Annotated in this window: 21 protein-coding genes; 2 read left to right on the top strand and 19 right to left on the bottom strand. The window is 52.3% G+C overall.

Annotation, left to right across the window (positions count from 1 at the left end; all coding sequences use genetic code 11):
* Positions 1 to 101 precede the first annotated feature (101 nt).
* The 7 genes from rluF to cysM form a co-directional block, all read right to left on the bottom strand.
* Positions 102 to 1,142: a 23S rRNA pseudouridine(2604) synthase RluF gene (gene rluF / locus HVE01_RS14460; protein ID WP_146944868.1), complete on the bottom strand. Its 1,041-nt coding sequence runs from the start codon at positions 1,140 to 1,142 to the stop codon at positions 102 to 104.
* A gap of 67 nt (positions 1,143 to 1,209) precedes the next feature.
* Entirely contained in the window at positions 1,210 to 1,755 is a 546-nt protein-coding gene (locus tag HVE01_RS14455) for a DUF924 family protein (protein ID WP_146944867.1), read from the bottom strand.
* Between the two features lie 65 nt (positions 1,756 to 1,820).
* Positions 1,821 to 4,469, bottom strand: a complete 2,649-nt coding sequence (gene ppc / locus HVE01_RS14450) for a phosphoenolpyruvate carboxylase (protein WP_146944866.1) — start codon at positions 4,467 to 4,469, stop codon at positions 1,821 to 1,823.
* Between the two features lie 61 nt (positions 4,470 to 4,530).
* Complete coding sequence (mazG, locus tag HVE01_RS14445; RefSeq protein ID WP_146944865.1) at positions 4,531 to 5,370, bottom strand: nucleoside triphosphate pyrophosphohydrolase; 840 nt, start codon at positions 5,368 to 5,370, stop codon at positions 4,531 to 4,533.
* Complete coding sequence (gene relA / locus HVE01_RS14440) at positions 5,370 to 7,646, bottom strand: GTP diphosphokinase (protein WP_125748868.1); 2,277 nt, start codon at positions 7,644 to 7,646, stop codon at positions 5,370 to 5,372. The genes mazG and relA overlap by 1 nt, the downstream gene beginning before the upstream one ends.
* 70 nt (positions 7,647 to 7,716) lie before the next feature.
* Positions 7,717 to 9,183 carry a 23S rRNA (uracil(1939)-C(5))-methyltransferase RlmD gene (gene rlmD / locus HVE01_RS14435; protein ID WP_125748871.1) on the bottom strand — a complete coding sequence of 489 codons (1,467 nt, stop codon included), beginning with the start codon at positions 9,181 to 9,183 and terminating at the stop codon, positions 7,717 to 7,719.
* Positions 9,184 to 10,080: a cysteine synthase CysM gene (cysM, locus tag HVE01_RS14430; protein WP_125748874.1), complete on the bottom strand. Its 897-nt coding sequence runs from the start codon at positions 10,078 to 10,080 to the stop codon at positions 9,184 to 9,186. It abuts the gene before it with no gap.
* Positions 10,081 to 10,171: 91 nt separating this feature from the next.
* Here cysM and HVE01_RS14425 point away from each other — a divergent pair, with 91 nt between their 5' ends.
* Positions 10,172 to 12,889: an ATP-binding protein gene (locus tag HVE01_RS14425; protein ID WP_125748877.1), complete on the top strand. Its 2,718-nt coding sequence runs from the start codon at positions 10,172 to 10,174 to the stop codon at positions 12,887 to 12,889.
* A gap of 31 nt (positions 12,890 to 12,920) precedes the next feature.
* Here the strand turns inward: HVE01_RS14425 and acpS are convergent, their stop codons facing one another.
* The 12 genes from acpS to rpoE form a co-directional block, all read right to left on the bottom strand.
* Positions 12,921 to 13,298, bottom strand: a complete 378-nt coding sequence (gene acpS / locus HVE01_RS14420; RefSeq protein ID WP_146944899.1) for a holo-ACP synthase — start codon at positions 13,296 to 13,298, stop codon at positions 12,921 to 12,923.
* A gap of 1 nt (position 13,299) precedes the next feature.
* Positions 13,300 to 14,118, bottom strand: a complete 819-nt coding sequence (gene pdxJ / locus HVE01_RS14415; RefSeq protein ID WP_125748881.1) for a pyridoxine 5'-phosphate synthase — start codon at positions 14,116 to 14,118, stop codon at positions 13,300 to 13,302.
* A 35-nt stretch (positions 14,119 to 14,153) separates the two neighbouring features.
* Positions 14,154 to 14,846, bottom strand: a complete 693-nt coding sequence (gene recO / locus HVE01_RS14410) for a DNA repair protein RecO (protein WP_125748884.1) — start codon at positions 14,844 to 14,846, stop codon at positions 14,154 to 14,156.
* Between the two features lie 8 nt (positions 14,847 to 14,854).
* Positions 14,855 to 15,754 (bottom strand): GTPase Era, encoded by a 900-nt coding sequence (gene era / locus HVE01_RS14405; RefSeq protein WP_125748887.1) that lies wholly within the window; start codon positions 15,752 to 15,754, stop codon positions 14,855 to 14,857.
* On the bottom strand, positions 15,751 to 16,443 hold the full coding sequence (gene rnc / locus HVE01_RS14400; RefSeq protein ID WP_009722084.1) for a ribonuclease III: 693 nt from the start codon (positions 16,441 to 16,443) through the stop codon (positions 15,751 to 15,753). Before rnc ends, era begins: the two co-directional genes overlap by 4 nt.
* A 61-nt stretch (positions 16,444 to 16,504) precedes the next feature.
* Entirely contained in the window at positions 16,505 to 17,308 is an 804-nt protein-coding gene (lepB, locus tag HVE01_RS14395; RefSeq protein WP_125748890.1) for a signal peptidase I, read from the bottom strand.
* 15 nt (positions 17,309 to 17,323) lie between these two features.
* Positions 17,324 to 19,141, bottom strand: coding sequence for a translation elongation factor 4 (lepA, locus tag HVE01_RS14390; RefSeq protein ID WP_125748893.1), 1,818 nt, complete (start codon positions 19,139 to 19,141; stop codon positions 17,324 to 17,326).
* A 191-nt stretch (positions 19,142 to 19,332) separates the two neighbouring features.
* On the bottom strand, positions 19,333 to 20,748 hold the full coding sequence (locus tag HVE01_RS14385) for a DegQ family serine endoprotease (protein WP_125748896.1): 1,416 nt from the start codon (positions 20,746 to 20,748) through the stop codon (positions 19,333 to 19,335).
* A gap of 80 nt (positions 20,749 to 20,828) precedes the next feature.
* Positions 20,829 to 21,275, bottom strand: a complete 447-nt coding sequence (locus tag HVE01_RS14380) for a SoxR reducing system RseC family protein (protein ID WP_146944864.1) — start codon at positions 21,273 to 21,275, stop codon at positions 20,829 to 20,831.
* A 14-nt stretch (positions 21,276 to 21,289) separates the two neighbouring features.
* Complete coding sequence (locus HVE01_RS14375; RefSeq protein ID WP_213017436.1) at positions 21,290 to 22,207, bottom strand: MucB/RseB C-terminal domain-containing protein; 918 nt, start codon at positions 22,205 to 22,207, stop codon at positions 21,290 to 21,292.
* A gap of 89 nt (positions 22,208 to 22,296) precedes the next feature.
* Complete coding sequence (locus HVE01_RS14370) at positions 22,297 to 23,037, bottom strand: sigma-E factor negative regulatory protein (RefSeq protein WP_125748905.1); 741 nt, start codon at positions 23,035 to 23,037, stop codon at positions 22,297 to 22,299.
* Between the two features lie 296 nt (positions 23,038 to 23,333).
* The gene (rpoE, locus tag HVE01_RS14365) at positions 23,334 to 23,933 is read right to left on the bottom strand and encodes an RNA polymerase sigma factor RpoE (RefSeq protein WP_125748908.1); all 600 of its coding nucleotides are present in this window, start codon (positions 23,931 to 23,933) and stop codon (positions 23,334 to 23,336) included.
* 380 nt (positions 23,934 to 24,313) lie between these two features.
* Between rpoE and HVE01_RS14360 the strand changes: the two genes are divergently transcribed.
* Positions 24,314 to 25,390: a 3-deoxy-7-phosphoheptulonate synthase gene (locus HVE01_RS14360; protein WP_125748911.1), complete on the top strand. Its 1,077-nt coding sequence runs from the start codon at positions 24,314 to 24,316 to the stop codon at positions 25,388 to 25,390.
* Positions 25,391 to 25,450 lie beyond the last annotated feature (60 nt).

Genomic DNA, 25,450 nt, shown 5'->3' with positions numbered 1-25,450 from the left:
CCCATCAGGCTTAGCATTGAGATAACTTAGTGTTGAAATAACTTAGCGTTGAGATAACTTAGCGACTAACGGCGGGCACTCAGAGCTGCCCGCCCTACTCTCTAACGCTTCCCTTTCGGGCGACCAACACGGCCTTTACCCACCGGCTTGGCCCCTGACTTAGCGTTTTTTCCTGCGCCAGCGGTTTTTCCCCTGGGCTGTGGTTTACCCGAAGCACTGGCTTTTGGGCCAGTTCTCACTTTACCGCTGGCGGTTCTTTTACCCTTGGGCGGCGGTTTATTGCCAACCGTTTTAGCACCCGGCTTAGCCGGTTTCTGGCGCTCCTGTTTCTGTCGCGCCTTGGTGGCTGTTTTTTTCGGTTTGTTAGCGCCTGCCCCCGAATTGTAATCCGGCCGTGCCGTCTGGCGCTTTTCAGGCACTGCCTCAGAGCTTTCTGTCAGCGCAACAATCGTATCAATCTCTTTAGGAGTTAGATCCCGCCAATCGCCCAGAGCCAACCCTTGCAGGGAAACATTCATTATCCGGGTGCGAACAAGCTGGGTGACCTCGTAGCCAAAGTACTCGCACATACGGCGAATCTGGCGGTTCAACCCTTGCACCAGCGTAATAGTGAACACAAACGTCGACGCTTTGGTCACTTTACACTTTTTAGTCACCTGCCCAAGGATCGGTACCCCCTTTTGCATGCCGGCAACAAATTCATCGGTAATCGGCTTGTTGACTGTCACCACATACTCTTTTTCATGATTATTATTAGCGCGCAGGATCTTATTAACCAAATCGCCATTATTGGTTAGAAAGATCAGTCCCTGGGAGTCTTTATCCAGGCGCCCGATGGGAAAGATGCGCGTGCCGTGCTTCACGAATTCAACAATATTGTCTTTTTCGCTGGACTCAGTGGTACTGACTATTCCCACCGGCTTATTCAGCGCAATTAGCACCAAATCCTCTTCTTCCTGAGGCTCAATCTCTTGACCGTTGACCTTAACCAGATCACCCGGCACCACTTGGTCGCCTGTCGTTGCCCGACGCCCATTAATCCAAACGTTGCCTTGCTCAACATAGCGGTCAGCCTCTCGGCGAGAACACAAACCGCTTTCGCTGATGTATTTATTGATGCGGGTAGATTTTCGTAACGACATAAAACGCCATAGGCAAAAGTGTGGTGAAGTGATTAAGCAAATTCAAACGCTAACGTTAAAAGCCTAACTAGAACCCGGAGCCAGGCTGTTTAAGAAACTCTATTTCGTCTGGCGTAGATACCCGCCCCAATACGTCGTTGCGGTGGGGATAACGACCAAAGCGGTCAATGATCGCTTTGTGGCGAATCTCGAAATCCAGGTTATTTTCTAACCCAGGCTGATCGAACAGCTGCATTGCTACCTTATGAATAGCGGCAGACTCACTGTGCATATACGGCATGTATAAAAAACTACGCTCGACGGTAGCCAGTTGGTTATCCACCGCTAAGGCAACCGCTTCCTGTGCAAGCGCTAAGGCTAACGCGTCACTGGCAAAGGCTTGCGGGTGGTCACGGTAGATATTGCGAGAAAACTGGTCCAACACAATAATTTCAGCCAGCCTACCCTGGGCGGTACTGCGCCACTCATAACACTCACAGGCGGCCGCTTTGGTCAGCAATGAGCCAAACCGCTGGGTAATCTGCTGATCCATCGATGTGTCTTTTTTAAACCACTGCTCTGGCGTCAATTCATTGAACCAAAACGACAGTACTGATTGAGCATCCTGTATCATCGCGCCCCCCAATTCCTAGTAAGGTGATGACGACGCCGCCACACGCGGTGGCGGCGCACTCTTTGTTAGCCTGTATTGCGTAACCCTGCTGCAATACCTGCCATGGTCACCATGAGCGCACGTGAGAGATCTGCGCTAATGGCACCATCGGCGTCCCGATTACGCTGCAGAAGCTCCGCTTGCAAGCCATGCAACGGGTCGATGTAAGGGTTGCGCACATCAATTGCTTGGCGAATAAGCGGGGTGTTTTCAAGCAGCTCCTCTTGCTGAAGAATATCCAGCACGACGTTTTCAAGCCGTTCAAAACGCTCACGTAGCTTCTTGCCCAGCGCTTTCAGCGAAGGCTCATCGACTAAGCGATGCTCATAGTAGGCCGCAATCGCTACGTCCGCTTTGGCCAACAGCATCTCTAACATATCGAGATAGGTGCCAAAAAATGGCCACTGGCTGCGCATTTCTTGCAACACTTCACGGCCACCTGGCTGCTCTAGGCGTCGCGAGAACGCCTCACCACTGCCCAACCAAGCGGGTAGCATCAAGCGAATCTGGGTCCAGGCAAAAATCCACGGAATCGCTCGTAAGGTTTCCACGCCACCATCCTGGCGACGCTTGGTTGGTCGCGAACCGAGCGGCAGCCTGCCCAGCGCCCCTTCCGGCGTGACAGCACGGAAGTACGGGACAAAATCGGGGTCTTCACGCACTACGCCAACATAAGCGGCATGGGCCACTTTCGCCAGCTGGTCCATCTCTTCACGCCACTGAAGCTCAGGAGCGGGCGGTGGCAATAGCGTCGCTTCCATCACCGCGCAAGCGTAAATTTCCATAGAGCGCAGCGCGATATCTGGCTGGCCAAACTTAAAGCGAATCATCTCACCTTGCTCGGTCACCCGAAGACTGCCATTCACCGAGCCAGGCGGCTGGGAGAGAATCGCCGCATGCGCAGGGCCGCCACCACGACCAACAGTGCCACCCCGGCCATGGAACAGCGTCAAATCTACGCCATGCTTGTCACATACATCGACTAACGACTCTTGGGCACGGTACTGTGCCCAGGCAGCAGCAAGCTGACCGGCATCTTTAGCCGAGTCTGAATAGCCAATCATGACCTCTTGGCGGTCTTTCGCCAGAGCGCGGTAACCCGGTAGCGCCAGCAATTGATCGATGACATCGCCTGCATGGTCAAGGTCGTTGAGGGTTTCAAACAGCGGCGCGATGGGCAGTGTGACTTGCCCCCCCACCTCTTTCATCAATAGCGCAACGGTTAATACGTCCGAAGGCTCGGCAGCCATTGAAATAATATAAGTACCCAACGCTTCTGCATGCTCTTGAGCAATCACTTTGAAGGTATCGAGTACTTCGCGGGATTCTGCCGAACACTCCCAACGGCGTGGAATTAGCGGCCGCCTTGATTCAAGCTCTGCGAGCAGAAACTCTTGGCGCTGAGCTTCGTTCCAGTCCTGATAGTGTCCCAAACCTAGTGCACTGGTGAGTTCTTCCATTACCTGGGCATGGCGACTGGCCTCTTGGCGCAGGTCAAGTTTGGTCAGTGTGACGCCGAACACCGCCACGCGGCGCAAGGTATCAAGCAGCGCACCGTTAGCAATGGTGTCCAGCCCGACATCACACAGCGAGCGGTAGCATGCCAGCAGCGGCGCGTAGAGCTGGTCGCGGGTTTCAATAATTGGCCCGCCATCATAGTTACGGCCATCCAACTCTGCTTTGGCCCAGTCACGTGTGGCTTCCATTTTATTCAGCAGACGCTTGAGCAGCTCACGGTAAGGCTCAGCAACTTCTCCTACCTCTGCCTTCAAAGCGCTGTTGGCTTTCCACATTGAAAGCTCGGTTTTCAGCTGCTCAAGATCGCGCAAATAGAGATCGGCGGCCATCCAACGGCCTAATAACAGTACCTCTCGCGTCACCCGCGCGGTGACATTGGGATTGCCATCTCGGTCACCGCCCATCCAGGAAGCATAGCGAATGGGCGCGGCATCCAACGGCAAGCGTTCCCCGGCAGTATCGAGGAGTAAATTATCCAAATCGCGATGGAAGTCTGGCACCGCCTGCCATAAGGAGTTTTCGATAACCGCGAAACCCCATTTGGCCTCATCAACAGGGGTTGGCCGCTCGTGACGAATCTCATCGGTATGCCACGCCTGACTGATTAACTCTTCCAAGCGCCCCTGGGCACGGGCTCCGCGCTCAGGGTAGTCCTCAGAGCTTTCAATCGCGGTTAGGCACTCGTCGATCGCGTCATATTTCTGAATCAACGTGCGGCGAATAACTTCTGTGGGGTGGGCAGTCAGCACTAGTTCAACACGCATACTGGCCAGGGTTTCTACTAACTTACGGGGCGAATTACCTGCCTGCTGTGCACGGCTTAGCAGCTCACCCAGCACTGGCTGGGTGCCTGGCTTGTAGTCTTCCACGCGGCGAAAGCGTGCCCGATAGTGCTGCTCAGCAATATTGGCAAGGTTCAAAAACTGATTGAACGCGCGCGTCACGGGTAGCAGGTCGCGTTCGGGCAACTGGCGTAGATACTCAATAAGCTCACGTTGCTGCAATGAATCGCCCTGACGTCCCCGCTTGGCATGGGCACGAATTGTTTCAATTTTATCAACAAACGACTGGCCTAAATCATCGGCAATCGTACGGCCCAGGCTATCACCGAGAATACGTACGTTATCTCGTAGCGATTCGTGTAGGTCGTGACTCATTGGCATGGCCTCCTTACGGGGTCGCATTAGTTGTTAAAAGTCAGTTATTAAAAATCAGTTTTTAAGGGGTAAGCGTTTTTTCTTGTGCTTTAGCGGCTTGCCAGTGGCTTTCCATTTCATCCAGCGAGGCGTCGGTTAACGGACGCGCATCAGCAGCAAGCTGACGCTCTACGTAGCGAAAGCGGCGCTCAAATTTACTGTTTGTGGTACGCAAGCATTGCTCAGGGTCGGCACCCAGTGTGCGAGCTAAATTAGTCACTGCAAACAGTAAGTCACCGACTTCTTCTTGAGCGTGCTGGCGATTACCCTCGGCAAGGGCTTCTTCAACTTCAGCGAGCTCTTCACGGATTTTGTCCAGCACACCGCTGGCATCCGGCCAATCGAACCCGACCCTGGCGGCACGTTTCGAGAGTTTCGCGGCACGACTGAGCGCTGGCAGCGTACGTGGCACATCGTCAAGCACAGAGGGAGTGCTTTGCAGCGAACGCTCAGCACGCTCATCGGCCTTAAGCGCTTCCCAGCGCGAATTAACGTGCTGGGTTTGTACGTCCTCGGCACTCATCCCAGGTGGACGCCGTGATGCTAGCGTGCCATCAGGAAATACATGCGGATGACGGCGCAACATCTTTGCAGTCAATGTATCAACGATATCGTGAAAGTCGAAGCGCTGCTCTTCAGCACCAAACTGGGCGTAATAGACCACTTGGAACAGCAGATCACCCAACTCGCCGGGCAATTCATCAAAAGCGCGCCGCTCAATAGCATCAGCCACTTCGTAAGCTTCTTCCAGTGTATGGGGCACAATGCTGCCCCAATCTTGCTTAATATCCCAAGGACAGCCCTGTTCCGCGTTGCGAAGCACCGACATCAATGTCAGCAGATCCTCTACGCTATACCGCATCAGGCGCCTCCTTTACGGACGTTTTTCTCTGGGTCAGCATTGCGCAGACGACGCACTTCCGTCACGTTGGGCAATTGCTGGATACGGGAAAACAAACGGCCTAGTGATTCAAGACCATCAACTTCCAGCGTGATGCGCAGTCGCGCAATCCCCTCATCGGTGTCTGTCAGTGTATTCACTGCTAACACATTGACCTTCTCGTTGCCCAGCAGGCCGGTCACATCGCGCAGTAAGCCGGAGCGATCCCAGGCTTGAATTTCAATAGTGACGGGGTAGCGCGTGAGAGCACGTTCGCCCCACTCTACTTCGATAATGCGCTGGGGCTCTTCCATGCGCAGTTGCAGGATATTGCTGCAATCCTGGCGATGGACGGTGACCCCGCGACCTTGGGTAATAAAGCCAACAATTGGTTCGCCAGGCACTGGCCGACAGCAATTCGCCATGCTGGTTTTTAAGTTGCCAACCCCCAGCACGGTGATGTCGCTTTGAGTCGCTTTGCTTGGCTGACGGCGTGGCTTCGCCAGCAACCGATCTAACTGCTCTTGGTCGTCCGTTTCACCAAATAACTGTTGCGCCTGATGAAGCACTTGCCCGATACGCAGGTCGCCCGCGCCGAGCGCTGCATACATATCATCGGCGTTTTGGTAGTTAACAGCAGCAGCCAGCTTAGCAAGATCAAGCCCTTCAACATCCAAGCGGCGCATCTCTCGCTCGAACAACGCCCGCCCTTCGTCTAGGTTCTGGTCTCGTGCTTGGTACTTAAACCACGCCTGGATTTTCGCCCGCGCGCGTGAAGTGCGCACATAGCCCAAGCTGGGGTTTAACCAGTCGCGGCTGGGGCCGCCTTTGGTGGCCGTTAAAATCTCGACTTGCTGGCCGGTTTTTAACTTATAGGTAAGCGGTACTATCCGACCATTAATCTTGGCACCACGGCAGCGGTGACCAATTTCGGTATGCACGCGATAAGCGAAATCGATGGGGGTCGCAATACGCGGCAGGTCGATGACATGGCCATCGGGGGTGAAAACATAGATGCGGTCTGGCGCAACGTCGCTGGAAAGACCTTCGCGCAGGTCGCCAAAGCCACCCACTTCATCCTGCCACTCAAGTACTTGACGCAACCAGGCAATCTTTTCTTCATAACTACGGCTTTTGGCGTTGGTATCATGCCCTTTATACCGCCAGTGTGCACATACACCTAATTCTGCTTCGTCGTGCATAGCAAAGGTGCGAATCTGGATTTCCAGCACCTTGTTTTCTGGCCCCATGACCGCGGTATGCAACGATTGGTAGCCATTCTTCTTCGGGTTGGCAATATAGTCATCAAACTCGTTGGGCACATGGTGCCAACGAGAGTGAACAATTCCTAATACGGTATAGCAGTCAGCTACATCAGGGACCAAGATGCGCACTGCGCGCACGTCGTGTACCTGAGAAAAATCAATCCGCTTACGCTTCATTTTGCGCCAGATTGAGTAGATGTGCTTGGCTCGCCCATCGACATCGTAGTGATGAATATGCTGGGCTTCCATCAAGCTCTTGATGGTTTCCACCACGTCATGAATATAGCGATCACGATCTAAGCGCTTTTCAGCTAATAGCTTAGCAATCGCTTTGTACTCATCTTCATGCAGATAGCGAAACGATAGGTCTTCAAGCTCCCACTTGATTTGACCTATCCCAAGTCGATGAGCCAGCGGCGCATAAATATCAGCCACTTCACGCGCGACTTGTAAGCACTTTTCACGGGGGGCATCTTTTACTTGGCGCAAGGCGCAGGTGCGTTCAGCAATTTTGATCAGTGCAACGCGTACATCTCCGACCATGTTAACCAGCATTTTGCGCAGGTTTTCCTGCTGGTTATGCTGGCTCATACCATGGTTGGGCGCTAGTGGGTAGCTAATGGCTGCCATTTGCAAAACGCCGTCAATCAGCTTAGCGACTTCTTCGCCAAACCGTTTGGTAACGGCGTCTATACTCAGCAGCCCTTCGCGAACCGCGCGATAGAGTACGGCAGCCTCAAGGGTTGCTTGATCAAGCTTGAGTTCGGCCAGGATGTCGGCCATCTCTAGCCCCATTCGAAAACTTGAACCTGGCGAGAGCCACACACGGTGGGTTTGCGGCGCCTCTCGTTCCAACTGTTCAGCAAGCTCGCATGCTTGCAATAGTCGTTCGGGGTCGCGTAGGCGCACATCCTCTTGAAGGCGCGCTAACCACTGCTGTATGTCCACCTTTCCGCTTTCGGTAAGCGGCTGGTCTTCACGCACTTTCACCATGACAATTATTCATCCTTTCAGGGTGACGGCTAGCCATTTTCCGTCACCGAGGCTTGATGCAGTGGGCAGGCTAGCCCTGGTATTCAAATAGCATCAGCGTTTCCAGGTGAGCAGTGTGTAAAAACATATCGGCCACTGCTACTTGCTTGACGCGATAACCTGCATGCACAAGGTGTGCCGCATCGCGAGCAAGCGTTGCCGGGTCACAAGAAATATAGGCCACCCGAGGTACATTGTAACTACCTAATACTTGGCAAACTGCTTCTGCACCGCTGCGCGGCGGATCTAGCACAATCGCATCAATTTGCTGATGCTCGCTCAATAGCGTTTGCACCTTTTTGGCGTCGCTTAAGTCTGCTTGCTGGGCATGCACATCCAGTAGGTTAACATTAGCGTTAGCGGTAATTCGTTCGACCATCGCAGGGTTGCCTTCTACAGCAAGCACCTTGGCTCCGGCAGCGGCCAACGGCAAACTGAAATTACCAATCCCAGCAAAGAGATCTATGAGCTGTTGCCCTGGCGCTGGCTTTAGCCATGCTAACACCTGGGCTACCATCTTTTGGTTTACCTCAGCATTTACCTGTAAAAAGTCGCCTGGTGAGAAACCCAGCGTCACTCGGCTGGATGCTTTATCACCCGCCACACACTGTTCACTTGTTGGTGGGTTAGCTCTTTGAATTCCGAGCTCCTTGAGATTAAGCACTTCCTGTAGAACGGATGTGGCCCCACCCTGCGCACCATTCCAGTGCAATACAGGCGTTTCACGCCCCAACCAAGTGCCGAGCAAGACCTGCTGCTGCGCCGCGAACTGCTGCCAGCGGGCCCTATCTTGATCATGGGCTTTTAACTGACGCACTAGCACGACTGTTGCCTCATCGGTCGCCAGTAATTCGACATGGCCAACGAGGCGTGGCGAGGCGAGTGTTGCCAGTAATTGCCGTAATGGACGAATTAATTGATTCAGCGCTGGCACCAGCACATGGCACTGCTCAATATCCACTAAGCGGTGGCTGTTGGGTGCTCGAAACCCCAGCAGTACATTACCCTGACCGTCTACCCTTACCCCCAGACGCGCGCGACGCCGATAGTGCTCGCTGCTACCATCCAATGCAGCAATAGGGCCTAGCGTTAGGCCCTGACGGGCCATTAGCTCAGTGACAACGTCGCGCTTATGCTGGCGTTGTGCAGTCAGATTAAGGTGCTGTAAATCACAGCCGCCACACTGGCCAAAGTAAGCACAGGGAGGCTCAACCCGCTGCTCTGAAGAGCTGAGCCGGTTTTTTATATGTGCTTCGTCATACCGCTTACGCGTGACGTGGATCGCTATATCGACATGCTCACCGGGAAGCGCTTGGTCAATAAAGACTGTTTTTCCCTCGACATTATGCGCAACACCACGGCCATCATGAGCTAAACGCTCAACCACCAACGTTGTCGAGGTAGCATCCTTTGACTCAGTTTTACGGCTTGGTTGGCGAACTAGCCCTGAGTGTCCCGAGGCGGGGCGAGATGGCCGCCGCTTACCCAACATGGCCATCTATAACTCCGGGGCAAATAAGCCTGTGGAAAGGTAGCGATCACCTCGGTCACAAACGATGAAGACAATGACTGCATTCTCAGTTTGTTCTGCGATACGCAATGCGCCAGCCAAACTGCCACCTGACGACACCCCTGCAAAAATACCTTCTTCACGAGCCAGGCGGCGCATATGGGCTTCTGCTTCTTGCTGCCCAATATCCAGGGTCGTATCGACCCTCGGTGATTCAAAAATCGACGGCAGGTACTCTTTTGGCCAACGACGAATCCCCGGTATGCTCGCACCATCCGCCGGTTGTAAACCGACAATTTGGATCGCTGGGTTTTGTTCCTTAAGATAACGAGACACTCCCATAATGGTGCCCGTTGTCCCCATCGAACTGACAAAATGCGTCACTTCACCGCCGGTTTGCTGCCACACTTCAGGCCCCGTTGTGCGATAGTGCGCAAGCGGGTTATCTGGATTGGCAAATTGGTTTAGCGGTTTACCTTCGCCTCTTGCAATCATCGCATCGGCAATATCTCGCGCCTCTTCCATCCCGCCTTCTTTGCTCGCTGACACTAATGTGGCACCGTAAGCCGCCATAGCCTGCTTACGCTCTTCAGAAGCGTTTTCAGGCATGATTAGCGTCATTTTGTAACCTTTGATAGCCGCGGCCATGGCCAACGCAATACCCGTATTACCCGAGGTTGCTTCCACCAGCGTATCGCCTGGAACAATATCGCCCCGTGCTTCAGCTTCACTTAACATAGAGAGTGCCGGGCGATCTTTCACCGAACCAGCAGGGTTATTGCCTTCTAGCTTGGCTAGAAGCGTGTTATTACGCCCCGCCGTTATGCGCTTTAAACGAACCAGTGGCGTATTACCAACCACATCTTCGAGTGTCGGATAATTCATCGTACATTCCTTATCATCACCATTATGCTGCATTATATCGGTGCTGCCGTTAGCTTGACAGGCAACCTTATTGAATCAACGAGCTTCTCTCATGTCTTTAAACACGCGCTTACTCTTTGCGTTACTCGGGCTTCCGCTTCTTGTCTATGCCGTCATGGCAATATTGCTGGTGGTGCAAAGCGAGACCACCGGCCGTGACATGCTAGAAGAGCGCTTAGTTAGCGCTGGTGAATTACTGGCACCAAGCCTGGGTAACGCTATGTTAGATGGCGACTTGCCTCGTTTGGAAGCCATTGCCAGACAGCTTCTGGAGCACAAAGGGTTACGCGCGGTGACGCTTTTTGACGAGCAAGGGAGCCGCTTATTGGTACTGGGGCATTCGATACCTCCCCCACCTCGCCTAAATATCCCCAATGCCACGTCACTCACCAAAGATGAAGCTATTTGGCGTTTACAGGTACCTTTAACCACGTCTTACAGCCAACCATTTGGTCTTGCTAATACTGGCTGGCTTGAAGCCGAAATGGACATACGCACGCTCAAATTAGAGCGCTATAAGCTCATTGCCAGTCTTAGCTTAGGTGGCATGTTACTGGGGCTGCTGCTTTTTTTGGTCGCATTTGCGATCAGCCGCTTCGCTACGCGTCCAATTGAAGAAGCGAACCAAGCGCTTTACCGCCTATCCCGAGGGGACTACCGGCCTTATATGACGGCTGCTCGCCCTAGCGAGTTTCTCCAACTGGCAGAACATATCAATGGGTTAGCGGAACATTTTCGGCAAGCTCAGCATGATATGCAAAGCCAAATCGAGCAAGCGACCAGCGAATTACAAGAGTCCATGGAGACGATTGAAGAGCAAAATATCAAACTCGATCTTGCTCATCGAAGCGCGCTACGCGCGAATGCAGTAAAGTCCGAATTTCTCGCCAATATGAGCCACGAGATTCGCACCCCTTTAAATGGCATCATCGGTTTTTGCCGCTTATTAGGCCGCTCATCTCTCGACGCTCGGCAGAAAGAATGGCTGGAGCATGTCCACCGTGCTTGCGATAACCTGTTGATGCTAGTCAATGATGTGTTGGATTTCTCGAAACTAGAAGCCGACCGGCTGACGTTAGAAGAAGTCGATATCGACTTGGTGTCGCTAATGGATGAAGTTGTCGGACTCCATGCGCCTGAAGCTCAACGCAAACGACTGCATTTAGTAGCGATGGTTTATGAAGACGTACCGTCAGCGCTGTGTGGCGACCCGCTACGCATCCATCAAGTCCTCAATAATTTAACCAGCAATGCTCTGAAGTTTACCCAGAAGGGAGAAGTTATCATTCGTGTCATGCTGGACAGTCAGGAGGGTCAGCATGTTGTGTTGCGTATTAGCGTTAGTGACACAGGCATTGGCTTGAGCGAACAACAACAAAAGCAGCTATTTAGTGCCTTTTCCCAGGCAGATCCTAGTCACTCCAGGCAATTTGGCGGTAGTGGTTTAGGGCTGACGATTTGCAGACAATTAGTTCAACGCATGGGGGGCGAGATTACAATTGATAGCGAGCCGGGAGAAGGTGCAACCTTCTCATTTACGTTGCCGCTACTTGCCGACATGAGCAAGGAACGGCCGCCGGAACTCTCACTCGACGGCTCAATTATTCGTTTACATGAGCCCCACCTACCCACTCGCAATGTGTTGGAACATTTAATCGAGCGCTGGGGCGCCACTGCCGTCTCTTTCATTGAATCTGGCGACGAACAACTGCTCCTGCTAAGCCTAGATAATGATGACTTCAGCGGTGAACGAAAGACGTATTGGCAGTCGGTTATTGCTCAAGCGCCCTGCCCAACGCTCATTCTTGCAAGTGCCACTAGCTTTGAATTGCCTCACTGGGAGCTCCCTAATGGGGGGGAGATACTGTGCAAACCATTTACCAGAACTCAATTGGTTGCCACGTTCAAACAACTATTGGAACCGGCTACAGCCACTATTTCCGCCAACGCACAAACGATTAAAGCACTTCCGTCGTCAACATTCACGGTGCTGATCGTTGACGATAATGCGCCCAACCGTGAACTATTAAAAGCCATGCTCGAAAATGAGCACATCAACATTGTATTAGCGGCCAGCGGCCAGGAAGCGTTGGATTACGCGCGTCAGAACGAAGCAGACATGGTGCTAATGGATATTCGTATGCCTGATATGGACGGTGTTCAAACCACCCAGGCGTTACGGCGCATTAATAATAGCTGGGCGCGCTGCCCAATTATTGCCGTAACCGCACATGTGCTTAGCGATGAACGTCAGCAGTGGCTCGCGGAGGGTTTAGATGACGTCTTGGTGAAACCGATCAATGAAACTCAGCTGCATCAGCAGTTTCAACGCTTCTTGGGCATTACACTGCCAACCAGCCCGCTTCTACAGGCGTCCCCAAAAGCCCCTGATCTTGGATATACCCCGGCTATTGGGTATACCCCCACCTCGTTATCAGTCATTGATCTTGAGCTCGGCACGCGCCTTGCAGGTGGCAATCCCGAGTTCGCCAAACAGCAGCTAAAGCGCCTGATCGATAGCCTGAGTGAATGCGAACAGCAAATTCGCAGCGCTGTCGAAGAAAACAACCTAACGGTGTTGCTCGACCATGTTCATGCGCTCAATGGTGCCAGCCGCTATTGCGGAGCGCCTGAGCTCGCGTTAACAGTAGAAACCCTGGAGACACGTCTACGCACTGGGGGCTTGGAACAGGCTGAAAATTTACTTGATAAGTTGTACACCGCTATCAAGCGCCTCAGGGAGCAGCGGAGCACGTTAAATCAGCGCTAGTCCGTTAGCGCTCAAGTACTAACGTCAAGCACTAGCGCTCAAGTACCACAAATGCTACTGCGTAGTCCGCTTCATCACTGAGCGTTATATGAGTCGCTGAGGCGCCGCTAGCTTGAAATAGACGAAGCGCCTCACCACTTAGCTGCAGGCTTGGCTTGCCCAGCGAATCATTGAGGATTTGAATATCGCTCCATTGCATACCGCTTCTCAAGCCAAGCCCGAGTGCTTTGACATACGCTTCTTTCGCTGCAAAACGCTTTGCCAAATAACTAGTTGGCTGACCTTTTGCTTGCCATACAGCCTGCTCTTCAGGGCCTAAAATGCGCAGGGCAAAGCGTGGCCCATGACGTTTTACGGCCTTAGCAAAGCGCTCGACACGGGCGATATCTGACCCAATCCCAACAATCATCTTAGTGGCTACAGCAACCGCTATGCGTATGTTCATCTTCGTGCTCATGTTCATGAGCATCTAATGCCGCCATTAAACCAGCTTCCTGGCCAGCAATGATCAAGCGTTTCATTTCTTGAATAGCGTCTTTCAGCCCGACAAACAGTGCACGAGCAATAATGGCATGACCAATATTGAGCTCATTAACGCCCGGCAACGCAGCAATCGCCTCAACGTTATGGTAATGCAAGCCATGCCCAGCATTAACCACTAAGCCAGCAGAAACAGCGTGAATGGCCGCTGCACTTAGACGCTCATACTCAGCAATAGCAGCCTCACTGCCAGGTTTTGCTTCTGCATAGGCACCTGTATGCAGCTCAATCGTTGGCGCCCCTGCACGAAGGGCAGCATCAATTTGCGCGCTATCAGGGTCTATGAACAAAGACACGTCGCAACCGGCTGCGCGTAAACGTTGGCAGGCCGAGGCAATAAGATCAAAACCACCCACAACGTCCAAGCCACCTTCGGTGGTTAGCTCTTCACGCTTTTCTGGCACTAAACACACGTGCGCCGGGCGTACTTCCTCAGCCAGCGCTAGCATCTCTTCAGTAACAGCCATCTCTAAATTCATGCGTGTATTGAGCACTTCTGCCAACAGGCGAACGTCCCTTGGCTGAATATGGCGACGATCTTCACGCAAGTGAACCGTGATGCCGTCAGCGCCCGCCTCTTCGGCTAACAGCGCCGCTTGAACTGGATCAGGATAACGAGTACCACGCGCTTGACGCAGCGTCGCAATGTGATCGATGTTGACGCCTAACAAAATCCGCGGAGGATGCATCACGTGTCTCCAATAAGTGGTATCAAAATACCCGCCTAGCGCTGTCGGCGGCGGGCCAAATCGAGCATTAGTTCTCGCGAGCGTAAAGCCGTCGCGCCCAAATGAGGTGCAAGCGCTGCCCGCATCAGCGCTTTTAAAGCACTTGCTAACCCAGCGGGTTGCCAATCGCCTTGATCAATATAGCGCAGCGTCCGGCCTTCTATGCCTTGCTCGGCAGGCACAAAAGCACGACTTGTCGCATCAAACCGATAGCGCGCTTGGGGATCGAGTGCAGCGCCATCGTAGGTACAAAAACGCGGCGTTGCATCTAGCGTTTCCAGCAGCGCCCATTCAAAACGTCGCAGTGCCAAGGCGCGATCCGCCGGTATTGGCAAGGCGTCTAATAGCGCGCTATAAAATGCAAAAACCTCTGGCGCTGCAAGCTCCAAAGGCAGTAGGCGCGTGGCTATTTCATTGGCATATAAACCGCAGAGCAACCCTTCTCCGGCTAGCAATGCCGTCTGGCCACGCGACTCCATCAGCACTAACCGCTTTAGTTCACGTTCGCCGCGCCACGACACAAACAAGGGGGTAAAGGGCTGCAGCCGTTGACGCGACTTAGAGCCTGGCCGCTGCCCACCATGGGCAACGGCGCGGATACGGCCATGGTTAAGGGTTAACAAATCCACCAGCGCACTGGTTTCACGGTAAGGCCTGCGGTGCAGTAAAAACGCTGGCTCTGCCGACATGGAAGTACTCAATCGAGATCGTAACCCAAGCTCTTTAATGCCCGCTCGTCATCCGACCAGCCGCGCTTCACTTTCACCCATAGATTGAGCATTACCTTGTTACCCAAGGCTCGCTCCATATCTAGGCGTGCCTCACGACCAATGCTTTTAATACGCTCACCATTCTCACCAATCAGGATTACCTTTTGCCCCTGACGCTCGACAAGAATTAGGGCACTGATATGGGTCACACGCTCGGTTTCACGGAACTCTTCGATTTCCACGGTCATTTGATACGGCAGCTCATCACCCAGCTGACGCATGACTTTTTCACGCACCAGCTCAGCCGCCATGAAGCGCAAGCTCTTGTCGGTGATTTGATCTTCCGGGAAAAAGTGAACGCTCTCGGGCAAGTATTTGGCAACTTCCTGCTCGAGGGTATCAACCTGGGTGCCATGCTTGGCAGAAATTGGCACAACCGCAGCAAATTCCCGACGTGCACCCACTTCAGCTAACCAGGGTAGCAAGTCACCTTTATCGTTTAAACGATCTACCTTGTTGACTGCTAAAATCACCGGTGCTTTCACGTGCTCAAGTCGCTTTAGCACAGCTTGGTCTTCATCCGTCCAACGGGTGCGGTCAATAATAAACACCACACAGTCAACGTCTCGTAGCGCCTGTGTTGCCGCTTGATTCATAAAGCGGTTGATCGCTTTATTACGGTCTTTTGACATGATGTGCATGCCGGGCGTATCAACATAGATGAACTGCGTCTCGTCGACCGTCTTAATGCCCATTACCTGGTGCCGCGTGGTTTGAGGGCGACGCGAAGTAATCGAGATCTTTTGCCCTAGAATCCGGTTCATGAGGGTTGATTTGCCTACGTTGGGCCGTCCAACGATGGCCACGAAGCCGCAGGTTTGACTCATGACTTGTCTCCAGGTGTTTTTTCAAGGTGGAAAAGCGCTTCTTCAGCTGCCTGTTGCTCAGCATGGCGGCGGCTGGGCCCCTTACCAGTGGTATGCTCGGTTAGCAGATCAATGTAGCACTCCACGGTAAAGGTCTGGGCATGCGCTTCCCCCTTTACAGAGACTACTTCATAGCGTGGCAACGCTGCCTGACGCGACTGCAAAAATTCTTGCAAACGTGTTTTGGGATCTTTCTGGGTATCTTGTAGCGAAATATTTTCAAGCCGCTCAGCGTACCATGCCAGTACACGTTGACGAACGACATCCATGCCTGCATCTAAATAAATAGCGCCAATCACTGCTTCTACCGCGTCAGCCAAAATGGATTCGCGGCGATGCCCGCCACTCTTCATCTCTCCTGAGCCAAGCCGCAAACATTCGCCGAACTCCATTTCTCGAGCCAACTCAGCCAATGTTTGGCCTTTTACCAAACGCGCCCTAAGGCGCGATAACTGCCCTTCTCGAGCCTGAGGGAAACGTTGAAAAAGCGCCTCAGCGATTACAAAATTGACGATAGAGTCACCCAGAAATTCCAGGCGCTCATTGTTACGACCACCGTAGCTACGATGGGTCATGGCCAGTTCCATCAGCGTCGGGTCACCGAAGGTATGGCCGATTCGTCGGCAAAAAGCGGTTAAGGAATTACTCACAGTGCTCCTACGTCGTTGACGTTAACTAATATGATCGCATTAACAATTTCTAAACTATTTTTCATTCAATACGCCGCACGCTGGTAAAGCTAGGCAAGCCACCGTCCCAATGCATCCAAACGGCAAACGCTCTTCCCACTATATTCTCTTCAGGAACAAAGCCCCAATAACGGCTATCGTTGGAGTGGTCACGGTTATCACCCATCGTGAAATAGTGTCCATCTGGAACAACCACCTCTCGCATCTGGGGCCCAGGATCACGGGGATTATTATATATATAGTGGCTAACGCTACCTAATTGCTCTTCCAATAATAGCTGCTGTGGCGAAAGCTCGGGGCCTTCTTCAATCAATGCTTTAACAACTGGCTCGCCGTTAATATACAGCTGCTTTCCCTCATAGCGAATACGGTCACCCGGCAAACCTACCACACGCTTAATAAAGTTAACCGAAGGCTCCTCTGGGAAGCGGAACACCATCACGTCCCCGCGCTCGGGGTCATCAACTTCTAAAAAACGGTTGTGAAGTACCGGTAATCGCAGACCATAGGCAAACTTATTCACCAAGATAAAGTCACCCACTTCAAGCGTTGGCTTCATTGATCCAGATGGAATTTGAAACGGCTCAATGATAAAACTACGTACAACCAGCACTACCAGCAGAACCGGGAAAAATGAGCGGGAGTAGTCAACCGGCCATGGCTCTTTTAGCAATGTCTCGCGGGTAGTTTCATCCAGGCCTTGCGTGGTAGCTGCTTCAGCAGTGGCTAATCGCTCACGTCGCTTAGGTCTTAGCCACAGCACATCCAGCAAATATACGGCTCCAGAAAGTGCAACGGCGATCACCAGTAATAATGAAAAATCCATGTGGGGTAAGTATCCCTAGTCGTTTACCTTGAGCACAGCAAGGAAGGCATCCTGGGGAATTTCAACACGCCCCACCTGTTTCATCCGTTTCTTACCGGCCTTCTGTTTTTCCAAGAGCTTTTTCTTACGGCTTACATCGCCGCCGTAACATTTGGCCGTCACGTTTTTACGCAGCGCTTTGACTGTTGAGCGCGCGACAACCTGGCCACCAATCGCTGCTTGAATAGCCACATCAAACATTTGCCGTGGAATCAGCTCTTTCATTTTTTCCACTAGCAGGCGACCTCGGTTATGGGCATGGTCTCGGTGGATAATGACGGCTAGCGCATCAACTTTATCGCCGTTGATCAGTACGTCCAGGCGAACCAATTTAGCCGCTTCAAAACGTTCGAAGTTGTACTCTAGTGATGCATAACCACGAGAAATAGACTTCAGACGATCAAAGAAGTCCATGACCACTTCTGACATCGGCAGCTCGTAGGTTAACTGGATCTGATTACCCAGGAACTGCATATCTAATTGTGTACCGCGGCGCTGCTCGCACTCGGCAATCACGTTACCAACATACTCCTGAGGGACCAGAATGCTGGCACGCACGATGGGTTCACGCATCTCATCAACGTCTGCCATATCCGGCAATTTCGAGGGGTTCGATACGTATTGAATATCGCCGTTTTTCATGGCGAGTTCATATACCACTGTCGGCGCGGTGGTCAGTAGATCAAGATCATATTCACGCTCTAAGCGTTCTTGAATGATCTCCATGTGCAGCGTACCCAGGAAGCCGACGCGGAAACCAAAGCCCAATGCATCCGAGTTCTCCGGTTCATATTCAAGCGAAGCATCGTTGAGGGCAAGCTTCTCAAGCGCGTCCCGAAAGTCTTCATAGTCATCGGCACTAACCGGGAACATACCTGCATATACCTGCGGTTTCACTTTTTGGAAACCAGGCAAGCGGGGAACATCAGGGGTCTTGGTGTGGGTGATTGTATCGCCCACCGGCGCTCCATGAATCTCCTTAATGCCAGCGACAATAAAGCCTACTTCGCCAGCACGCAGAATATTGGTTTCTTTACGCAGCGGTGTAAAGATTCCTACCTCGGAGGCTCCCCAATCACGCCCGGTGGACTTGATGCGGATTTTGTCGCCTTTACGCAGAGTTCCATCGAACAAGCGCACTAGCGAGACAACTCCAAGATAGTTATCGAACCAAGAGTCGATAATAAGTGCTTGTAAGGGGGCTTCTGGGTCACCCTTAGGAGGCGGAATATCCCGCACTAGTCGCTCTAACAAAGCATCGATGCCGATACCGCTTTTAGCCGACACTTGGCAGGCATCGGTGGCATCCAAACCGATAATTTCTTCAACTTCCTGCGCAACACGATCGGGGTCAGCCTGGGGCAAATCAATCTTGTTAAGTACTGGGAGCACTTCCAAGCCTTGTTCAATCGCGGTGTAGCAGTTGGCTACCGATTGAGCCTCCACGCCTTGTGCGGCGTCTACCACCAACAGCGCCCCTTCACAGGCATAAAGAGAACGCGACACCTCGTAAGAGAAGTCCACGTGCCCAGGCGTGTCAATGAAGTTGAGCTGATAGACTTCACCGTCTGCGGCGGTATAGTCAAGCGTAACGGACTGCGCCTTGATGGTAATACCACGCTCGCGCTCAATATCCATGGAGTCGAGCACTTGCTCCTTAAGCTCTCGCTCGGTCAAACCACCGCAGGTCTGAATTAAACGATCTGATAGCGTCGATTTACCATGATCGATATGCGCAATGATGGAGAAGTTGCGTATGTGCTTGAGCTTTCCGCTGGAAACATCTTGAGACATCGAGTGTGTTCTGCCTTATAGGTATGCAAGGTGTAGCTGGCTTTATAGAGCCCATGTTCGCTGGCAATAAAGGTTGCCGCACGACTACTTTGCCAATGTTCGTCAAAAGGATAAGCGCTATTGTAGCGATATGCGCGGGATAGGAACAGCAGTCCGGCGAGAACCGCCGGACTGGAGAGACAATCAGTGGGTTACTCTAGACGTAACGCCACAAATAGCGAGCGTCCATCTCGATACAAGCGAAGTGGAATTGCACGATCATTTGGCAGCTCTTCAACAATTCTCAACAGCTCATCCGCCGAAGAAACGCTGCGATGATCAATGCTGACTAATACATCACCCACACGCAGCCCCGCTTGAGAGGCAACACTGTCGGGTTCGACCTGACGCACTTCTACGCCACCACCAATATTCAGGCGATCACGAGTTGCCTCGTCAATTTCGACCACGGCTACCCCTAGACGAACCTGATTATTACTGCCCGAATCGCTATGAGCAATGTCTGAATCGGGCCAGCTGCCCAGCTCAAGCGTTTCGGTTACCTCTTCGCCATCGCGCATCAGTGTTAAATCCACATCGCTGCCAGGCGCAACACGACCAATCAAACGCGGCAAAGTGCTAGAACGATCCACCTCTTCGCCGTTCACTGCAATAATAACGTCCCCCGCTTGAAGGCCACCTTGCGCCGCGGGCCCCTCCGGGTCGAGATCAGCAATCAGCGCACCAATAGCTTCTTCCATGCCAAACGACTCAGCTAGATCACGAGACACAGGCTGAATCATTACGCCCAGCCAACCACGGTTCACATGCCCGTCTTCACGTAGCTGATCAGCCACATCCATGGCGACATTAATGGGAATAGCAAACGAGAGGCCCATGAAGCCACCGCTACGCGTCAGTATTTGTGAGTTAATACCAACAACTTCACCCTCAAGATTAAATAACGGGCCACCGGAATTACCTGGATTAATGGCAACGTCGGTTTGGATAAAGGGTACATAAACATCACGGGGCAACGTGCGGTTAATAGCACTCACAATGCCAGCAGATACAGAGTGGTCAAAACCAAAGGGTGAGCCTATGGCAGCCACCCACTCACCGACTTTTAATTCGTCAGAGTCGCCCAGATCAAGCACTGGCAAGTTGTTAGCATCAACCTTCAGTAGCGCAACATCTGTTTGCGTATCGCTACCCACTAGCTCTGCGGTTAGTTCTCGACGATCGTTTAATCGCACCAGAATTTCATCAGCATCTTGAACCACGTGGGCGTTCGTCAGCACGTAACCATCCGCACTAATGACGAAGCCAGAACCTAGCGACTGACGCTCTTCACTGCGGTTTGGCCCTCGGCTGGGGGGAGGCGTAGGAAAACTATCGCCAAAAAAGTGACGGAATATTTCGGGAATATCCTGGCCACCGAACCCTTGAATAGAGGGCCCAGAGCTACGCTGAATCGTCCTGCTAGTAGAGATATTAACTACACCAGGGGCAGCGTCTTCTACCAACTTGGTAAAGTCTGGCAAGTTCTGGGCGTGGGCATTTTGCCCAACGACCAAAAGCACTATAAAGCACAGCCAAAATGCGGAAGGAAAAACCAAGCGCTTCATGCAACAGCTCCTAATCAAGCAAAAGTACTAACCACGTACTAAACACAAGGGAGTGCAACTCTCAGCGAGTTACAGGAGTATTAACTGACCAGTCGCGGACGGAAGCGTTCCATTCGTCCGCGCAGTAGATATTTCAGGATAATGACAGAGTTAATTAACGTACTAAAAAACAACACTGCACAAACCCAATCACGCGCCCCCACTCCTGACGCCGCACCCGTAATGATGAGGGCCAATACAAGAGGCAGTGCATAAACGAGCAGCGCCAGAGTATTGACATCACTTTTAGGGACGGTGAACGAAACCAAGCTACCTATTGGATAAAGGTTCGAATATTGCGAGGGTAAAACGCCCGGATCAATGACAGTGCGTGGCCGACGGCGAGCTAACAACCCTACGCCACACCCACGTCCTTCAGCACACTGCTGGCAGGCGACACTGCTTGACGCATCGACCACTAAACCTGCTCCAGAGTGAGCAATGACAGTGCCTGAACGTACGATAGCATTGCAATCTGTAGTGTTCACAACGATGTGCCTAGTTATTCAAATTCCACTGACTGAACAATCCGCTGCACCAATTCAGCAGGCAGTTCGCCGATGCCGACTAATTGCCAGCTCTGATCTTCAACATCAATCAGCGACACAGCAGCGTTCGATACACCGATTCGTTGAAGGCCTTCCTTCAACGCTGACTGGCGAACGGGCGACACAAACACGCTTACAGTCGCTAACCCATCGCTATACACGCGCTGACCACTCTGCTGCCCCGGCTCCAACGGTTGCTCAACAAAACCGTCGGGAAGCCAAGTTACTTGCCAAGGTTGATCAAGCATTCTCTCGTCAGTAGGACCAGGCACTTCCCCCCTATAGGCGGCAGGAGAGCGAAGCTGGGTAATCTGGAAGGTTTCAAGAACACGGCCTTGAGCATCGCTAAGTACATGCTTAAGCAGTAATCCTGTCGCTTGATCGATCCACCAGGTGTGGTGATATCGCTGGCTATCAATAGGTGAAAATTGAAGCTCTACGGCATCACGCTCGGCTACACGTGTTTTATCCTGAAGCGTAATATCATAGTACTCGGCAACATGCTCCGCCCATGCGTCTGCTGCGGACGCTGAGTCGGACTCGTCAGGTGGAAACCAAGCTAAATGCCCAGCGATGGAGCGGCGTTCAACGCTAACGGACGGACCATCTAGGTGTTGCACAACTTGTTGCCGAACGCCATTTCGAACGCGATGGGAAAGCGCCAGCGTTCTCACCCCTATCGCATCAATGGAAACAGCACGCGCTTGAAACTCAAAGCAGTGTCCAGCATAAACGCTAGACACTAACCACTCATGAGCAGTAGTGAAAGAAGCTTGACTGGGTGCATCTGCGCAAGAAAGCGATGGGTAGCTATCAGCTTTCAGCTGGAGAGGCAGCAAACTGGTGCTCAATAGGCACAGACCAACTGCCAACTTACCTCTCCCGTAAAGATATTTACCTATCACATTTCCAGCCACGCGGGCCCTCACTTGGTTAAAAAAGCCGGCCAACGCACCTAAGATTAACGTTGCCCTAAAGGCTCGGTTACTGAAGAAGAGCGCATTAATGGCATCCAGCTATCGCCACTTCCACCGGCAGCACCTTGCGCGTGCTGCTCAAGGTAGGTCTTAAGCAGGCGGATCTGATCTGCATCAATAGCGAGTGTTTGCTGGGCCATATCTCCTTGGGGCGCCTGGAGTGTTGAGAACCCAGCCTCGCTGACATTCATAAGGCCACCCTGTCCAAACTGACCATTCACACGAAATGGCGTCTGCTCAAACATCGGCATTTCTGCTGGCGTCATAGAAGCGGGCTGAGAAGCCGCGAGGGTAACAGGCTGAACCTGCACACTACCGCCAGACTGGGCAGCAATGCTACCGCCGGCACTCTGCGTGCCACCAGAGGTTGTGCTGCCATTGTTAAAGAACTGCACCCCGGTAATAACCATCAGTGAAACGGCAGCCGCCACCCCGGCGCCACGGGCAAAGGAAAGCCCACCTGAACGAACGGGAGTAGCTACCGCGTCGTTTTCAAGGGCTGGAGCAGGTTCATCGCGCAATCGATCCATAATGCCAGCAGAAAGATCAACGCTCACATCAACATTTCTCTCACGCTGCATCATGCTGCGTGCTAAATGGTAGCGCCGCCATGTCTCCGCCGCATCAGAATCGTCAGGCAATGACTTCAACACTCGGCGCAATTCAAGCTCGTCACTCTCGCTATCCATCAATGCTGAAAGCGACTCCCGTGTGTTATGACTCATACTTCACACCCTCACACTGTGTTATTAGAAGCGCTGCGATGACACTGCTACCAAGTGTTTACCACCGCAGCAACTCCACAGGCCAAGACCTCGTTTCAAATCGCCAACTTCTAAACGCTTAATTATCAGCAGATTAAACTATTTAACTACTGAACACTGAGCGTCTACTTGGCGCTTACTCGACCCAACTAAGATCGTCAGGTTCTATGACGCTTCACTTTCCAGACAGTTCACAAAAAATCTAAAAACGTAATCAAATGTGAATTTAGCGCCCTAACTCTACCGCCATCCGCTCCTTACTCATCACGACTGTTCCGCGCGGTTGTTACTAGTGGGCGTATATGCTCATCAACCGCCTCACGGGCGCGAAAAATACGTGAACGCACGGTGCCTACGGGGCATTGCATCACTTGAGCAATGTCCTCATACGCAAGACCGTCCAGTTCACGCAGCGTGATCGCCGTGCGTAAATCATCTGGCAGATTTTCAATAGCTTCGTAAACGGCTGCCTCTAATTGATCGCGAGCAATCGATGCCTCTGGTGACTCAGCGTCAGCCAATCGTCCACTCTGGTCCACTATTTCAGCATCGACAATATCTAGATCACTGCCGGGCGGTCTGCGCCCACGAGACACTAAATGATTTTTGGCAGTGTTAATCGCAATACGATACATCCATGTGTAAAACGCACTTTCCGAGCGAAATTTCCCTAGTGCTCGATACGCTTTGATAAAGGCTTCTTGCGCCACGTCCTGTACTTCGGAGTGATCGTGAACATAACGTCCGATCAATCCAATAATTTTGTGCTGATATTTTTTGACCAGTAGATCGAAAGCGCGTGTGTCACCTTTTTGGGCACGTTCAACCAACTGCTGGTCTGTTTCACGAGTGCCCATTCACACCCCCCTTCCGCTCGTGCGACGCACGCCGAGCGCTATTTCTCTTTGCCCTTTCATATGGGCCTTCACAGCAAGCAGCATAGTGTCCCTTGGGCATTGGTTAATCTTAATGATGACAGATAATAATGAATGATTCGCCTACCACATTCAGTGTAAAAAAGTATTTCTGTGGTACTTAGTGTTACGCGTTCTTAACGGAGCATCAAGCGCTTACACACACTCCCCCGCTCGTTCCTCTCAACGTGACCCGCAGCCCCACAAAATCTTGACCGCGACACTTTTCGTCTAGATCAAGTTCCGTAACAATTGATTTTTACCTGCCTGACACGCCATAGTAGAGCCACTTTTTAGTCCATAGCGCACGCACAGGTAGCACGATGTCAGATCTGCAGGTTAGTAATCTTAACGTCCTTGCACAGGATGTTCTCACCACCCCCGAAGCTCTTAAAGAGGCTATTCCGCTCACAGAAGCTGCGGAACGCTCTGTTATTGAGGGTCGCCATACCATTCAAAACATCCTCGATGGTAAAGATCACCGGCTTCTCGTCGTTGTAGGCCCATGCTCCATCCATGATGTCGATGCCGCACTAGACTATGCCCGCCGCCTGCGTCAATTGGCAGACCAAGTGAGCGATAGCCTGTACATTGTCATGCGCGTCTACTTCGAAAAGCCCCGTACCACAGTCGGTTGGAAAGGGCTGATCAACGACCCTCATCTTAACGACTCTTTCGAAATTGATGAAGGCCTGCATATCGCGCGCAAGCTACTTGTCGACCTGGCTGAACTTGGCCTGCCACTGGCAACAGAGGCGTTAGACCCGATTTCCCCCCAGTATATGCAAGACTGCATTAGCTGGTCTGCGATCGGCGCACGCACCACAGAATCGCAAACCCATCGTGAAATGGCATCCGGGCTCTCCTGCCCAGTCGGCTTCAAAAACGGCACCGACGGCAGCCTCGACGTCGCTATTAATGCCCTGCAGTCTGTTGCCAGCCCGCATAACTTCCTGGGTATCAACAACGCAGGCCAAGTTGCCATTATTCGCACGCGGGGCAACGCTTACGGCCACGTCGTGCTGCGCGGTGGTAATGGCAAGCCAAATTACGATAGCGTCAGCGTTGCGCTGGCTGAAAAAGAGCTTAAAAAAGCCAATCTTTCAGCCAACATTATGATCGATTGCTCTCACGCCAACTCTAATAAAGATGCTGGCCTACAGCCGCTGGTGCTCGAAAACGTCACCAACCAAATCCTCGAAGGTAACAGGTCCATTATCGGTTTGATGGTTGAATCGAATATCGGCTGGGGCAACCAGAAAGTCCCGGCCGATCTTAGCCAGCTAACCTATGGTGTCTCCATCACTGATGCTTGCATCGATTGGGACACAACGGTTGAAACCTTTACCCGCATGAACGAAAAGCTTGCGCCAGTGCTCGCTCAGCGCATCGCACAGTAAAAAGCCAGCCCCTAAGCGCCCCGCAAGGTAATTCGCCTTAGCGGGGCGTTTTTATGGCTA

The organism is Vreelandella venusta (assembly GCF_007989605.1).
Lineage (GTDB): Bacteria > Pseudomonadota > Gammaproteobacteria > Pseudomonadales > Halomonadaceae > Vreelandella > Vreelandella venusta.
The sequence above is the reverse complement of the archived record's forward strand: the minus strand, read 5'-3'. Positions and strand labels throughout refer to the sequence as shown.